General features: G+C 62.3%; 17 protein-coding genes and 3 tRNA genes. 9 read left to right on the top strand and 11 right to left on the bottom strand.

Going from position 1 to position 13880, the window contains the following annotated elements; genetic code table 11:
• A partial coding sequence (locus tag EOA32_RS08050; protein WP_244571411.1) for a GTP-binding protein occupies nucleotides 1-128 on the bottom strand: 128 nt, incomplete at its 3' end.
• Nucleotides 129-412: 284 nt separating this feature from the next.
• Between EOA32_RS08050 and EOA32_RS08045 the strand changes: the two genes are divergently transcribed.
• Nucleotides 413-1300 carry a DMT family transporter gene (locus EOA32_RS08045; RefSeq protein ID WP_095828500.1) on the top strand — a complete coding sequence of 296 codons (888 nt, stop codon included), beginning with the start codon at nucleotides 413-415 and terminating at the stop codon, nucleotides 1298-1300.
• Nucleotides 1301-1326: 26 nt separating this feature from the next.
• Here EOA32_RS08045 and EOA32_RS08040 read toward each other — a convergent pair whose 3' ends face one another.
• Together EOA32_RS08040 and EOA32_RS08035 are read right to left on the bottom strand one after the other, a co-directional pair.
• Nucleotides 1327-2133 carry a sulfotransferase family 2 domain-containing protein gene (locus tag EOA32_RS08040; protein ID WP_189406995.1) on the bottom strand — a complete coding sequence of 269 codons (807 nt, stop codon included), beginning with the start codon at nucleotides 2131-2133 and terminating at the stop codon, nucleotides 1327-1329.
• A 121-nt stretch (nucleotides 2134-2254) separates the two neighbouring features.
• On the bottom strand, nucleotides 2255-2512 hold the full coding sequence (locus EOA32_RS08035; RefSeq protein WP_066989559.1) for a GlsB/YeaQ/YmgE family stress response membrane protein: 258 nt from the start codon (nucleotides 2510-2512) through the stop codon (nucleotides 2255-2257).
• A gap of 126 nt (nucleotides 2513-2638) precedes the next feature.
• Here EOA32_RS08035 and EOA32_RS08030 point away from each other — a divergent pair, with 126 nt between their 5' ends.
• Nucleotides 2639-3091, top strand: a complete 453-nt coding sequence (locus EOA32_RS08030) for a YidB family protein (protein WP_095832897.1) — start codon at nucleotides 2639-2641, stop codon at nucleotides 3089-3091.
• 76 nt (nucleotides 3092-3167) lie between these two features.
• Here EOA32_RS08030 and EOA32_RS08025 read toward each other — a convergent pair.
• Together EOA32_RS08025 and EOA32_RS08020 are read right to left on the bottom strand one after the other, a co-directional pair.
• A tRNA-Gly gene (locus EOA32_RS08025) sits at nucleotides 3168-3241 on the bottom strand.
• 68 nt (nucleotides 3242-3309) lie between these two features.
• A tRNA-Tyr gene (locus tag EOA32_RS08020) sits at nucleotides 3310-3394 on the bottom strand.
• A gap of 200 nt (nucleotides 3395-3594) precedes the next feature.
• On the opposite strand from EOA32_RS08020, the gene EOA32_RS08015 reads away from it, so the two are divergent.
• The gene (locus EOA32_RS08015; protein WP_066989557.1) at nucleotides 3595-4458 is read left to right on the top strand and encodes an RNA methyltransferase; all 864 of its coding nucleotides are present in this window, start codon (nucleotides 3595-3597) and stop codon (nucleotides 4456-4458) included.
• A gap of 70 nt (nucleotides 4459-4528) precedes the next feature.
• Here the strand turns inward: EOA32_RS08015 and EOA32_RS08010 are convergent, their stop codons facing one another.
• From EOA32_RS08010 to gcl, 3 genes are all read right to left on the bottom strand, one after another.
• Nucleotides 4529-5413, bottom strand: coding sequence for a 2-hydroxy-3-oxopropionate reductase (locus EOA32_RS08010; protein WP_066989555.1), 885 nt, complete (start codon nucleotides 5411-5413; stop codon nucleotides 4529-4531).
• A gap of 195 nt (nucleotides 5414-5608) precedes the next feature.
• Complete coding sequence (gene otnI / locus EOA32_RS08005) at nucleotides 5609-6406, bottom strand: 2-oxo-tetronate isomerase (RefSeq protein WP_066989553.1); 798 nt, start codon at nucleotides 6404-6406, stop codon at nucleotides 5609-5611.
• A 27-nt stretch (nucleotides 6407-6433) separates the two neighbouring features.
• Nucleotides 6434-8215, bottom strand: a complete 1782-nt coding sequence (gene gcl, locus EOA32_RS08000) for a glyoxylate carboligase (protein ID WP_128371416.1) — start codon at nucleotides 8213-8215, stop codon at nucleotides 6434-6436.
• A 201-nt stretch (nucleotides 8216-8416) separates the two neighbouring features.
• Here gcl and bhcR point away from each other — a divergent pair, with 201 nt between their 5' ends.
• Both bhcR and EOA32_RS07990 read left to right on the top strand, forming a co-directional pair.
• A complete protein-coding gene (gene bhcR / locus EOA32_RS07995; RefSeq protein WP_128371415.1) occupies nucleotides 8417-9238 on the top strand; it encodes an HTH-type transcriptional regulator BhcR in 822 nt (273 codons plus the stop codon).
• A gap of 164 nt (nucleotides 9239-9402) precedes the next feature.
• Nucleotides 9403-9825: a hypothetical protein gene (locus tag EOA32_RS07990; protein WP_128371414.1), complete on the top strand. Its 423-nt coding sequence runs from the start codon at nucleotides 9403-9405 to the stop codon at nucleotides 9823-9825.
• A 114-nt stretch (nucleotides 9826-9939) separates the two neighbouring features.
• Here the strand turns inward: EOA32_RS07990 and EOA32_RS07985 are convergent, their stop codons facing one another.
• Together EOA32_RS07985 and EOA32_RS07980 are read right to left on the bottom strand one after the other, a co-directional pair.
• Nucleotides 9940-10251, bottom strand: a complete 312-nt coding sequence (locus tag EOA32_RS07985) for a BA14K family protein (protein WP_066989901.1) — start codon at nucleotides 10249-10251, stop codon at nucleotides 9940-9942.
• Between the two features lie 270 nt (nucleotides 10252-10521).
• Nucleotides 10522-10689, bottom strand: a complete 168-nt coding sequence (locus EOA32_RS07980) for a hypothetical protein (protein WP_082953745.1) — start codon at nucleotides 10687-10689, stop codon at nucleotides 10522-10524.
• A gap of 151 nt (nucleotides 10690-10840) precedes the next feature.
• Between EOA32_RS07980 and EOA32_RS07975 the strand changes: the two genes are divergently transcribed.
• A tRNA-Thr gene (locus EOA32_RS07975) sits at nucleotides 10841-10916 on the top strand.
• 68 nt (nucleotides 10917-10984) lie between these two features.
• A complete protein-coding gene (locus EOA32_RS07970; protein ID WP_128371413.1) occupies nucleotides 10985-11188 on the top strand; it encodes a DUF2905 domain-containing protein in 204 nt (67 codons plus the stop codon).
• Nucleotides 11189-11244: 56 nt separating this feature from the next.
• Here EOA32_RS07970 and EOA32_RS07965 read toward each other — a convergent pair whose 3' ends face one another.
• Nucleotides 11245-11859 carry a TetR/AcrR family transcriptional regulator gene (locus tag EOA32_RS07965; RefSeq protein ID WP_066989542.1) on the bottom strand — a complete coding sequence of 205 codons (615 nt, stop codon included), beginning with the start codon at nucleotides 11857-11859 and terminating at the stop codon, nucleotides 11245-11247.
• Nucleotides 11860-11951: 92 nt separating this feature from the next.
• Here EOA32_RS07965 and EOA32_RS07960 point away from each other — a divergent pair, with 92 nt between their 5' ends.
• Nucleotides 11952-13025 carry a spermidine/putrescine ABC transporter substrate-binding protein gene (locus tag EOA32_RS07960; protein WP_128371412.1) on the top strand — a complete coding sequence of 358 codons (1074 nt, stop codon included), beginning with the start codon at nucleotides 11952-11954 and terminating at the stop codon, nucleotides 13023-13025.
• 7 nt (nucleotides 13026-13032) lie between these two features.
• On the top strand, nucleotides 13033-13878 hold the full coding sequence (locus tag EOA32_RS07955; protein WP_128371411.1) for an ABC transporter permease: 846 nt from the start codon (nucleotides 13033-13035) through the stop codon (nucleotides 13876-13878).
• The last annotated feature ends 2 nt before the right edge of the window (nucleotides 13879-13880 follow it).

Genomic DNA, 13880 nt, shown 5'->3' with positions numbered 1-13880 from the left:
TCATAGCGCTTGTATTCGCCAAAATACTTCGTGATCGCCGCCGTCAGCGACGTCTTGCCATGATCGACGTGGCCGATCGTGCCAATGTTCACATGCGGCTTGGTGCGCTCGAATTTACCTTTTGCCATAGTCTCTTTCCTTGGGCGGCCTTGACCTTCAGTTCAGTCGAATGCGGGGCGATTAGCGACAACGGCCGCAAAACACAAGTGCCTTGTGGTTGAGCGTTGTCTCGCTCGAGCCGAACCAATGATCTGATTTCAGGGGTATGGCGCGGATATAGGATCGCGACAGGCGAATTCAAATCCGCGCGTCTTGCCTCGGCTAGCTCATCGACAAGTTTCGCGCGGGTAGACGCCCGATCGGCCGGAACTGGCCCATTGCCGCCCCGATCCGGCTCTGATTTCTTCAGCCAATGCAATTCATTCCGGCAAATATCCGCGGTCCGCTGTTCATGATCGTCTCGACGGGCTCCTACCTCGTCAATGACACGATGATGAAGCTCGCGACCGCAGGGCTGCCGCCTTATGAGGTGCTGCTGCTGCGTGGCGCGGCCGCCACACTGTGGGGCATGCCGCTGCTTTTCATGCTGGGCTATGGCAGGCAGATCCCGCTGCTGTTCGAACGCAAGGTGCTGCGCCGGAACCTTTGCGAGCTGGCGGCGATCCTTTGCTACGTCGTGGCGTTGGCCAACATGCCGATCGCCGATTCGACGGCGCTCGGGCAGATCACGCCGCTCATCGTGCTGGTCGGGTCCTCGCTCCTTTTCGGCGAGAAGATCGGCGCCGTGCGAATGGCGCTGATTAGCCTCGGCTTTGTCGGCGCCGTCATGGTGGCGCAACCGACGATGCAGGGCATTTCCATCTATGCCTTGCTGGCGCTGGGCAACGCGGCCCTGGCCGCGACGCGCGACCTCGCCGGACGTAAGGTGGGCGCCGAGGTGCCCGGCATGATTGTCGCCATCTCCGCCGTGGTTGTCGTGCTGCTCGGCTCAGGTGTCGCACACCTTGTCTCGGAACAGTGGGTGATGCCGGAGGGCCGTCATCTCCTTTTGCTTGCCGGCGCCGGCCTGTTCCTGATCTTCGGTCACTTCTTCATCTTCATGGCCTATCGCGTCGGACCGACAAGCGCGGTGGCGCCCTTCTATTATTGCTTCACCGTCTGGGCGGTGATTTCCGGCCTTTTGGTGTTCGGGCAGCTCCCCAACGCGCTCGCCGTCTGCGGCATTCTCCTGGTGATCGGCAGCGGCCTCGCCATCGTCTCGCTCGACGAGCGAAGGAGGCGCTTGAGCATTGTGGCCTGAGGTCGTCCGGACTGAAAAGCTGAACGCTACAGCCCCACCCTTTTCTTCAGCGGACGTTTGGCAAGGAAACCGACGAGGTTGCGCAGCGTCCGCGGGTAGACCAGACGGCCGTTGCGAAAAGCCGTCAGATCGCCGGCGACATGCAGCGAGGACGTCTCATCGGGATCGCCTTGGGGGATGCCTCCCCATCGTGCCGGATCGTAATAGTCGACAAGGAAACCGTAGTCGTAGCGGCAGAAGCGCATCGCCCTTCTGAACGCCGCGGGGGAAAGATCCGAGGGACTGACCTTGCCCCGGGCTGCCTGCAGCCGCGGCATAGAGACTGTCTTGCCGCTGACCGTGGACAGGAAGGCGCCGACCTTGTCCATGTCCTCGAATTTGAAGACGTGCTCGAACAGGAACAGGCTGGAACCGATGAAGCGGCGTGGCGAGGCGACGTGAAAGTGGATGTCCCCTGAGCACGCGCAGTATTTTTCGATGTTGAGGATGAAGGTATCGGGATCCGGGTTGGTCGGCAGCCCAAAGCTCTCGAGCAACTCAAGGTTGGGCGAGCGTGACCGTAGGACATCGGTGTCCAATATCCTGCTCGAATAAGCCGAGAGCAGCCGCTCCAGCGGATCACGAACGATCGTGAATTTGCCGCTAAGCCCGTCATAGACCGGCTCGAACGGATCGGCCCAATTGGTTGCAATTTGACTGTGGACGTCGTTGTCCGGGTCAAGCAGAACGGCTTGCTTGCCGCCGAGCGCCATCAGCGCGTATTTGACGCTGCTGGTGCCGCTTTTCGGGATTGGATAATAGGTGACCGGAAGGCCTTGAATCTGGACCGCCATCGCCGTTCCGCCCCACGCCATCCAATGCCAATACGCAGCGCGGTCGCGTTCGACGACCAGCGCTCGGCTGACGATCCCACCACGGCGATCGAGCCGTGGTTTCGCCGATCGTTCGACCGTTCTACAGCGTGCGCCTGCCGGAGAACTGGTGATAAGCCCAGAGCACGACGACCGAGCCGATGACGGCGACAATCAGGCTCCAGATGTTGAGGCCGGTGACGCCCGATGCGCCGAAGGCGCTGAAGATCACGCCACCGACGATCGCGCCGACGATGCCGAGCACGATGTCCATGATCAAGCCCTGACCGGTCTTGTTGACGATCTTGCTGCCGATGAAGCCGGCGATCGCGCCGAGAATGATCCAGCTGATGATGCCCATTTCTTCCCTCCAATCCCCCCGCTGCCAATCATTTTCATATGATTGTCAAAAGCTCAAGACAGCTTGAAAATCCCCCCGGTTGAGCCATTCTGGCGCCGGGTGGACTTGGTTGATAGGAGATCCATGATGGGCCTTTTTGACAACGCCGTTCCCGGCGGCAACATCACCAAACCCCTGATGATCGCGCTCGGCGCGCTGTTGGTCGGCAAGATGCTGAGCGGCAGAAGCGAGGAACAGCCAGCCGAAGCTCAGGCCCCCGCCCCAACTCCCGCCGGAACCTCCGCCGATGGCGGCCTGCTCGGCGGACTGGGCGGGCTGCTCGACAGACTGCGAGACGCCGGCCACGGCAACGTTGCCGATTCCTGGGTCGGCACCGGCCAGAACCGGCCGATCAACGCCAACGATCTCGGCTCGGCGCTGGGGCCGGCGGTGATCCGCGAGATCGCGCAACGTACCGGTATGAACGAGCAGGAGCTGCTGCAGCAATTGTCCACGGCGCTGCCCGGCGTTGTCGACAAGCTGACGCCGAACGGCCAAGTCCCGCCACAACATCAGGTGACATCGGCTTTCAACAGCTAAGCACAAGGCGGGCCGAACACGCCGCGCGCCACGGGTGCTCGGCGTCTTTCATTTGAGGCATAAGAGGAGAAAGATCTGGAGCGGGTAGCGGGAATCGAACCCGCATATTCAGCTTGGAAGGCTGCTGCTCTACCACTGAGCTATACCCGCCTGCGCTAGCATCGGAAGACAGTGGCACACTTCCGGTGCTTTTCGTTTCAGGGCTTCCGGGCCGGCAGTGGTGGAGAGGGTTGGATTCGAACCAACGTAGGCTAAGCCAACGGATTTACAGTCCGTCCCCTTTAACCACTCGGGCACCTCTCCAGTCTGCCGCCGGAGCCATGCAACGAGGCATTTCAGCCGACCCGGAGCCCGAGTAAGGATCTTCTCCGAAATCAGCGATGCGCCTTATGGCGGCAAGGCCGGTGGGTGTCAACCGGCGCGGCCAGGGTTTTTCGAGGATGTTCAGCATTCGTCGCCGCAGCCCGTATCCTTAGCCGGCCGGGACGGTTATAGAGGCCGGCATGAGCGACAACAAAAGCAGCAAACCGGGCACCCCGAAGGATACCCACTACGCCAAGCTGAGGCGCGCGCATCGCGACCAGAAGGCGGGCGGCGCGCCGGCATTCCGGCCGCGCCAACCGGTGCCGCCAGGCGAAGGCCCCGCCGACGGACTGGTGCGGCTTTACGGCCTGCACACGGTGCGGGCCGCACTCGACAATCCGCGACGCAAGATCAAAAGAATGCTGGTGACCCGCAATGCCGCCGAGCGTCTGGCGATCGGCGATCTTGCCGCCCTGCCCTTCAAGGCCGAGTTGGTCGAGCCGAAAGATATCGACAAAATCACCGGCTCGGACGCCGTGCATCAGGGCGTGCTGATCGAGGCGGAACCGCTTAAACCCAAGCGCCTTGACACGCTCGGCGACACAAAGCTGGTGCTGGTGCTCGACCAGGTCACCGACCCGCACAATGTCGGCGCTATCCTGCGCTCGGCGGTGGCTTTCGGCGCCGGCGCGCTGATCACGACGGCCCGCCACAGCCCGCAGGAATCGGGCGTGCTGGCGAAATCGGCCTCGGGCGCGCTGGAGCACATCGACCAGATCGAGGTGAAAAACCTCGCCGACGCGCTGGGTCAACTGCACGATGCCGGCTTCCAGACGATCGGGCTCGATTCCGAGGGATCGGCGGAGCTGGAAAAGAGCTTCGCCGGAGGAAAAATTGCGCTGGTTCTGGGGGCGGAGGGCAAGGGCCTGCGCCAGAAGACGCGCGAGACGGTGACGGCGCTTGCCCGCCTGGACATGCCCGGCGCCATCCGCTCGCTCAACGTGTCGAATGCCGCGGCGGTGAGCCTTTATGCGGCCAGGAAATTTATAGCGAATAGCGAATAGCGAATAGCCGAGACACGGCGGCCCGTCGGCCTGCAATCCCTATTCGCTACTCCCTATTCGCTATTCGCTTCTAGGCCACTTCGTGGCCCGCCATCCGCTCCAGCGCCCTGACCAGCGCCGAGTGATCCTCCTTCGCCCCACCATTGGCGGCGCAGGAATTGAACAGTTGCTGCGTCGTCGAGGTGTTGGGGAGCGCAACGCCGAGCGCCTTGGCGCCTTCCAGCGCGAGGTTGAGGTCCTTCTGGTGCAGTTCGATGCGGAAACCGGGCGCGAAGGTGCGCTTAATCATGCGCTCGCCATGCACTTCGAGGATGCGCGAGGCGGCGAGACCGCCCATCAGGGCTTGGCGAACCTTTGCAGGATCGGCGCCGGCCTTCGAGGCGAAGACCAGGGCTTCGCCGATCGCCTCGATGGTGAGCGCCACGACGATCTGGTTGGCGACCTTGGTGGTCTGGCCGACGCCGTTCGGCCCGACCAGCGTGATGTTCTTGCCCATCTTCTCGAACACCGGCCTGGCGCGCTCGAACGCCTCTTCCTCGCCGCCAACCATGATGGTAAGCGAGGCTGCCTTGGCGCCGACCTCGCCGCCGGATACCGGCGCGTCGAGATAGTCGCAGCCGAGATCGTTGATCTTCTTGGCGAAGTCCTTGGTGGCGATCGGCGAGATCGAGCTCATGTCGATGACGAGCTTGCCTTTCGACAAAGCTGAAGCGACGCCGTTTTCGCCGAACAGCACATCCGCCACCTGCGGCGTGTCGGGCACCATGGTGATGATGATGCCGGCGGCGCTGGCCACCGCATCATGGCCGGTGACGGTCTTCAGCCCCTTGGCCGCGAGAGCGGCTGGCGGCTTCGAGCGATGGTCACTGGCGATGACCGGGTAGCCGGCGTCGAGCAGATGCCCCGCCATCGGCGCGCCCATGATGCCGAGGCCAATGAAGCCGATGGTTTCCATTTTGCGGTCTCCTGAAGATCTTTGTCCGAATGGATCGAAGGCTGGCGCCGCCCCTCATCCGCCTGCCGGCACCTTCTCCCTGTGAAGGATGGGGAGAAGGAGGACAAGCTCCAGCGCTGGCGACCCCCCTCTCCCCCGTTTTTCACGGGGAGAGGGTAAGGGTGAGGGGCAGCGCCGAGGCTGGTTGAGAAGCGCCTAAGCCGCCGCACTCCCCTGCCCGGCGAACTGCCGGAACCAGCCGAGTCCCACCTCCGTGCCGGCCTTCGGTTTGTATTCGGCGCCGATCCAGCCGGAATAGCCGAGCCGGTCGATATGGTCGTAGAGGAAGGGATAATTGATCTCGCCCGTCCCCGGCTCGTGACGGCCGGGATTGTCCGCAAGCTGGATATGCGCGATGCGGCCAAGGTTTGCCTCGATGGTACGGGCGAGATCCCCCTCCATGATCTGCATGTGATAAATGTCGTATTGCAGGAACAGGTTCTTCGAGCCGATGCGGTCGATCAGCGCCAGCGCCTGATCGGTATAATTCAGGAAGAAGCCCGGAATGTCGCGAGTGTTGATCGGCTCGATCAGCAGCTTGATGCTGGCCTGCTCCAGCTTTTCGGCCGCGAAAGCGAGATTTTCGGCAAAGACGTTTTCCAAAGCAGTGCGATCGGCACCCTGCGGCGCGATGCCGGCGAGGCAGTTGACCTGCTCGCAGCCAACCGCGTGCGCATAAGTGATCGCCTTGGCGACGCCCTGGCGAAATTCAGGCACGCGGTCGGGCAGCACGGCAATGCCGCGCTCGCCCTTTGCCCAGTCGCCGGCCGGCAGGTTGAAGAGAACCTGCGTCAGGCCGTTCTTCTTGAGGCGAGCGGCAACAACGTCCGGCGCATGGTCGTACGGCCCGATATATTCGACGCCCTTGAAGCCGGCGCGCGCAGCGGCATCGAAACGGTCTAGGAATTCGTGCTCCCCGAAGAGCATCGAAAGATTGGCTGAAAAACGCGGCATTCTTTTGCTCCTTCTTTCCGCCGGACCTTAATCGAGCATCACGATCGCCGTCGGCGCATCCTCGTGGCTTTCGGCAAGCTCCTCGAATTCGGTGATCTTGTCGATTTCGGTGCCCATGGAAATGTTAGTGACACGCTCGAGGATGAATTCGAGAACGACCGGGACCTGGTGTTCCTTCATCAGCCGCTCAGCCTCTTTGAAGGCGCCGGCGAACTCTTCCGGCTTGCGCACACGAACCGCCTTGCAGCCCATCGCCTCGGCGACCGCGACATGGTCGACGCCGTAGCCGGCCACGGGATCGTTTGCCCGGTTGACGTTCTCGAAGGCGAGGCTCACCTCGTAGTCCATCGAGAAGCCGCGCTGCGCCTGGCGGATCAGCCCGAGATAGGCGTTGTTCACGACGACGTGGATGTAGGGCAGCTTGTGCTGCGCGCCGACCGCCAGCTCCTCGATCATGAACTGGAAGTCGTAGTCGCCGGAGAGCGCGACGATGGCGCGATCGGGATCGGCGGCGCGCACGCCGAGCGCGGCCGGCAGCGTCCAGCCGAGCGGGCCGGCCTGGCCGCAGTTGATCCAGTTGCGCGGCTTGTAGACATGCAGGAATTGCGCGCCGGCGATCTGCGACAGGCCGATCGTGGTGACATAGGTGGTGTCGCGGGCAAAAGCCTTGTTCATCTCCTCATAGACGCGCTGCGGCTTCAGCGGCACCTGCTCGAAATGCGTCTTGCGCTTCATGGTTTTCTTGCGCTGCTGGCATTCCTTCGCCCAGCCCGACCAGTCGCGCAGCTTGCCGGCCGTACGCCACTCGGTGGCGACGTCGAGCAGCATCTTCAGCGCCGCGCCCGCATCCGAGACGATGCCGAGATCCGGCGCGAAGACGCGGCCGATCTGAGTGGGCTCGATGTCGACATGGATGAATTTCTTGCCCTTCGTGTACACGTCGACCGACCCGGTGTGGCGATTGGCCCAGCGGTTGCCGATGCCAAAGACGAAGTCGGCCTCAAGCATTGTCGCGTTGCCGTAACGGTGCGAGGTTTGCAGGCCGCACATGCCGGCCATCAGCCGGTGATCGTCGGGGATCGCGCCCCAGCCCATCAACGTCGGAATGACCGGCACGCCGGTGACTTCGGCGAACTCGATCAGCAAATCGGAAGCATCGGCGTTGATAATGCCGCCGCCGGCGACGATCAGCGGCTTTTGCGCCTGGTTGAGCATCGCCAAAGCCTTTTCGGCCTGGGCGCGCGTCATTGCCGGCCTGAAGGGAACCAGCGGCTCATAGGCCTCGATGTCGAATTCGATCTCGGCAAGCTGCACATCGAGCGGCAGGTCGATCAGCACCGGGCCCGGTCGCGAGGAGCGCATCAGGTGGAACGCCTTCTGCAGCGCCATCGGCACCAGATAGGGTTCCATGACGGTGACGGCCCATTTGGCGACGGGTGCTGCGATCGAAGCGATGTCGACGGCCTGGAAATCCTCCTTGTTGAGGCGAGCGCGCGGCGCCTGCCCGGTGATGCAGAGGATGGGAATGGAATCCGCCGAGGCGGAATAGAGCCCGGTGATCATATCGGTGCCGGCCGGACCTGAGGTGCCGATGCAGAGCCCGATATTGCCGGCCTTGGCGCGGGTAAACCCTTCAGCCATGTGCGAGGCGCCCTCGACATGGCGCGCGAGAACGTGGCGGATGGTACCGCGCGCCTTCAGCGCCGAATAGAGCGGGTTGATCGCCGCGCCCGGCACGCCGAAGGCATTGGTGATGCCTTCCTTTTCTAGAACGAGAACCGCCGCGTCGACAGCGCGCATCCTGGCCATGTTCAGCCTCCACTTCGTTGGTTGGCTTCAGAATGCCAGCGCATTCTCGATTTTTCAATTTTTTCAGAATATTTTTTCATTTCTAGAAAACTGTTGTACATTGCTGAATTCACTGATCTTTTCCTTTTCCAGAAAATCGCTACGGCAGCCAGTGAAAAACTTTTTCATTGTGCTCCGCGCGAAATTGCGGAGAATGCGTGCATGGAAACCACAGAAAAACGCCAACGCGGCCGTCCGCGTGCCTTCAACGGCCCGCAGGAAGCGGCTTCGGTGCAGTCGCTCGACCGCGCGCTGCGCATCCTGGCGATCGTCGCGGACGCCAGCGGCTTGTCCTTGAGCGAGGTCGCGGCGCGCAGCGGCATCGCCGCCTCAACGGCCTACCGCATGCTGACGACGCTGGAGAACCACGGCATGGTCGAGTTCGACTCGACCGACCAGCTCTGGTCGATCGGCGTCGAGACCTACCGCATGGGCGCCGCCTTCCTGCGCCGCCGCAAGCTGGTCGACCGCGCCCGCATCGTCATGCAGGAACTGATGGAAAAGACCGGCGAGACCGCCAATCTGGGCGTCGCCGAGGACGATTGCGTGGTTTTCGTCAGCCAGGTCGAGACGCATCAGGCGATCCGCGCCTTCTTCCGGCCGGGCACGCGTAGCTCCTTCCATGCGTCGGGCATCGGCAAGGCGGTGCTGGCGCATCTCGAGCCGGAGCGGGTCGCCGCCATCCTGCGCAAGGCCGGCCTGCAACGCTACACCGACAAGACGCTTTCCGACATCTCGGCGCTGGCTCATGATCTGGCGACCATCAAGCATCGCGGCTGGTCGGTCGACGACGAGGAACGCCATCCCGGCATGCGCTGCGTCGCCGCCGCCATCTTCAACGAGTTCGGCGAGCCGATCGGCGGCGTTTCCGTGTCCGGTCCGACGGTGCGGGTAACTCCGGAGCGCCTGGCGGAGATCGGCCCGCTGGTGCGCGAGGCCGCGGCCGAGGTGACGAAGATGATCGGCGGCGTGAAAGCCTACTGACTACGACAGCTTTTGTTTGCGGATGACCCCGGCGTCATGCGCCGGGCAGCGCGCTCTTGGCCGCTATCTCGAAGCGGGCCAGACTAAACGTATCGCTGTACACCGTCGGCTGCATAGGCCCTGCCGTCTTGCCGCGGCGTTCGAATGCATGCGAAAGGGCGGGGATGCTGAAAACGGTTCAACTCTTGCTCGCCGCTTCACTGTGCGGATGCGCCACCACGACACCGGTGCCGGACTCGAACCGGCAGCGCGTCGATTCCATACCGATCTCGCTCGCCCTCGAGGAGATCATTACCGCCGGCGTCCGCCAGCACTTAAAGGATCCAGTCTCGGCGAAGTTCGGGGCGATGCTTGCCGGTGAGCGGACGTTGAACGGCCGCCAGGAGATCGTGGTTTGCGGCTTTGTCGACGACAAGCGTTCGGCCGGCGGCTCCAGCGACGGCAAAGCCTTCATTGCCAAGGTCTACCCGGATGCTGGAAACAGCTTCGAACTTGTCGCGATGAGCGGTGAATCGCCGAATGCCGGGCTTGCTGTTGCCGGCGCCTGCCGCAGCGCGGGATTGGCGATCGAGGCCAAGACCTCCTAGCACCAGGCGAAAAAGGGGCCGCGAAGCCCCCTTTCCGGTTGCGAGACGGTGGCTCTCCTCTGTTTTACGCAATTCCGGACGGAAAACCGCTATGCGCTTTTCCTGGAATTGCTCTCAGAGGCGGCAGTAATGCGGATAGCCGTCGTAGCCGATGTAGGTGTTCGAGCCCGGATCGTAGCTGGCATAGCGGGCCATGCAGCGGCGAACATGCCAGGAACCGTGGTAGCCATCCTCGACATAGACCGTCCGCGGCTGCTGAGCGAGCAGGTTGCCCAGGACGAAGCCGCCAACGCCGGCGGCGATGCCGATGCCGAGCTCGCGGCGGTGATGATGGTCGTGAGCGGCCGAAGGCTGGACGGTGCCGGCCAGCGTGCCGGCGGCGACAGAGGTGGCGATAAGGGTCGAAACGAGCGTGCGCTTGAACATGATGATCTCCTTGGTTCCTGACCGAGGCGATCCATCCGCCTCTTGATCATCTGTCGTTGCAGCGCGGAAAAGGTTCGAAGTTTTTTTCTGATTTTTTGAGTGGCCCGGAAGCGGCTCAAATCTTTCGGGACTGCTCCTATCTCTGATCGAGGCGACCATTCGCCCCTGGTGATCAGTTGTGGCGGAGCGGTGGCAAAAGGTTCGATGGATGGGTGAATGAGTGAATGGTCGAGAAAACGCCGCCTTTCACCATTCACCATTCACTCCCCTTCACCCCATCCCCGTCACGTGCCGCAGCCAGAAGGCCAGCACGATGAAGCCGATGATCGTGGTGACGCCCGTCCAGTCGATGTTGGCCTTCTTCAGATCGCTGACGGCCTTCATCAGGAGAAGCCAGGTCACGACGATGAGCGGTAGGATGATGACGAATCTGATCATGCGACACCCCGTTCGACGCGATTGCACCCGACAGAGATGTAGGAAGCGGCGCGCCGCTTTTCAGTATGCCGACTAAGCCAAGCGGTCCATTAGCAACCCAAAACGGAGTTTTGTCTTTACTGGCGCACGAAATGTGCTACCGGAGCGCCGTGCCCTTGTAGCTCAGCTGGTAGAGCAGCGGTTTTGTAAACCGAAGGTCGCGGGTTCGATCCCTGCCGGGGGCACCATCCTTCGCTCTGCCAGCTTTCGAGCATCACTATATTCTGGCAATGCGCTATTTCCGGCAGGTGCTGCCATGTCGCGAACTCTGATCGTCATTGGCCTCAGCATAGTTGCCGCTGGCCTGCTGTGGCCATGGGTGACCAGGATCGGCCTCGGCAGGCTGCCCGGTGATATCGTGATCGAGCGCGAGAATTTCAGGCTCTACGTTCCCATCACCACGGCAATTCTGATCAGTGTCGTTCTCTCGACCATTCTGTGGCTGATCAACCGTCAGTGAGTACGTTCGGCCGCGACGCTTTGCTGAAAGCCCTCTACCTGCTCGCTCTTGATCTTCTATACGCCGATCGCAGCCACCAAGATCCGGTTCTGCCGCCTTATCGCCGCGCGCAGCTCCGGGATTTTCGCCTCGTCGCGCTTCACGAACTCGATGAACATCATGTTCATGTTGTTGAAGATCAGCTCGCCCACCGCCGGGCCATCGATATCTGACCGCACCAGGCCGATCTCCTGCAGGCGGGCGATGAGCGCCCGGATCTGTTCGGTCAAGGCGCGGTCGAGCGCGGTATAGGCTTGGCCGAAAGGGCTGTCGGGCAATTGGGTCGAGATTGCCATCGCCTGCCGCCACATCTCCTTGCTCAGGTAATTCAGCGAGTGCTCGATATAGATGCCGATCAGCCTGTCGAGCGCGTCGCCGACATCGGCCGGCGGGCTGCCGACCACGCCTTGCCCGGCATTCAGCACCTCGTTGACCTCCATAGCCACGATGGCGCCGAGGATGTCACCCTTGTTCTGGTAGTAATTGTAGATCGTGCCGATCGAGACCTCTGCCTGCGCAGCTATGGCCTCGATCTTGGCGCCTTCATAGCCGGCCTCACGGAAAAGCTCCGTCGCCGCATCGATGATGCGGCGGTGCCTGTCCGCCTTCTGCCGTGCGCGCAATCCGCTCATACCGGCCTCTCTGCCATAAAATCATAATTGACTCAATTTTAGAATTGGTTCAACTTTTCCTCAACAAGCCAGCAAGGCAGGGAGAACACTCGATGACTGTCCGGAATCCGCTTTTCAGCCTGAAGTCCCGTCTCGGAGCCGCCTGCGCTGCTGTGGCGCTGCTCGCCGCTGGCGGCGCTCAGGCCGCCGATCTCAACGCGCTGATCTGGTGCGACCACTCCGATCCGGCGCTGCTGCAGCCCTTCGAGGAGGCCAACAACGTCAAGGTCAACGTCAAGGAATTCGAGGGCACAGGCGCAGGGCTCGCGATCGTCGATCAGTCGCAGCCGGGCGATTGGGACGTGATGGTGATCGATTCCATCGACGTGCCGCGCGGTGTCGAGAAAGGCCTGTTCGAGCCGCTGCCGGAGGACAAGTTGCCTTTCGCCGACCTCTTTCCGGAGGTGAAGATGGACAAGTCCACCGTGGTCGACGGCAAGCGCTACGGCATCACCGAAAAGTTCGGCTACAACACGATCGGCTTCAACAAGACCAAGGTCGATCCGGCCGACATGCAGTCGCTGGCTTCGCTGACCAGCGACAAATACAAGGGCAAGATCGCGATCTACGACTATTACCTGCCGGTCATCGGCATGGCGGCTCTGGCGATCGGCAAGAAGACCGCCGACCTCACCGAGGCAGACCTGCCCGCTCTCAAGGCCGAGCTGCTCAAGATGAAGGCCAACGCCAAGCTGGTCGGGGAAGTCACCGCCAGCCAGACCGCGCTTGCGACCGGCGAGGTGGACGTCCTTGTCGGCGGCGGCGAGTGGGTGACTGCGGGGCTCGCCAAGGAAAACCCGGCGCTCGACTTCTCGATCCCCAAGGAAGGCGCGGTGCTGTGGTCGCAATCGCTTGCCATGTTCAAGGATTCCAAGAACAAGGACATGGCGCTAAAATTCATTCAGTACATCCTGAGCCCGGAAGGCCAGGCGCGCCTTGCCACCTCCTCCTGCTACTGGGGCATGCCGTCCAACAAGAAGGCAGCGCTCACCGACGAGCAGAAGAAGATCCTGCGCTTCGACGAGCAGCCCGGCTTTCTCGCCCGCGCCCAGGCCTATCCGGCGCCGAACGCCGATCTCGACAAGAAGATGCAGGACATGTGGACCGAAATGCTGCAGGCACAGTAATCGGCCGATGAGCGGTTCCGGAGGTAGCCCGCGTGCCCTGCCCTGGGTGCTGGTCACGCCGGCGCTGGCTTGGACGCTTCTGTTCTTCGTGCTGCCCTTCGTTGCCATGGGATTGTCGAGCCTGTCGGCGCATGAAGGCGGCGGCTTCACTTTGGCCAATTACAGCCAGTTCTTCACCGATCCATCCTACTGGCGGGCGATGGTGAACTCGCTGCAGGTGACCGCAATCGTCACCGTGATTTCGATCGTGCTCGCCTACCCATTCGCCTGGATCCTCGCCGAACAAGTACCGGAGCGCTGGCAGCGATTGGCACTGATGCTCGCCGTGCTGCCGTTCTGGACGTCTTACGTCGTGCGCTCCTATTCCTGGCTGCTCGTGCTGGCGCAGAACGGCGTCATCAATCGGGCGCTCACCGGCATCGGCTTGGTCGCAGAGCCGCTGCAGCTTGCGAACACTCGGTTCGCTACCGTCACCGGCTTCGTCCACTTCTTCGTCATGCTGCTGACGCTCACCATCTTCGCCAATCTGAAACAACTTAGCCCGAGCTATCGCAAGGCGGCCGCCGACCTCGGTGCCGGGCCGGTGCGGACCTTCCTGCATGTCGTGCTGCCGCTGACCCTGCCCGGTATCATGGTCGGGGCTTTCCTCACCTTCGTACTCTGCATCGGCGACTACATCACGCCGCAGATCCTCGGCGGCAACAACGAGCTGGTCATGCCGCAGCTGGTCATGATGCAGATCGGCCGGCGCGGCGATTTTCCGCTGGCCTCGGCGCTTTCGATCATCCTGATGGCCGTCGTCACCGTCGCCTATCTCGCCTGCGCCCGCTGGCTGAAGATCGAGCGGGCTTGACC

The sequence above is a fragment of the Mesorhizobium sp. M1A.F.Ca.ET.072.01.1.1 genome (assembly GCF_004023325.1).
In the GTDB taxonomy this organism is placed as follows: domain Bacteria; phylum Pseudomonadota; class Alphaproteobacteria; order Rhizobiales; family Rhizobiaceae; genus Mesorhizobium.
The sequence above is the reverse complement of the archived record's forward strand: the minus strand, read 5'-3'. Positions and strand labels throughout refer to the sequence as shown.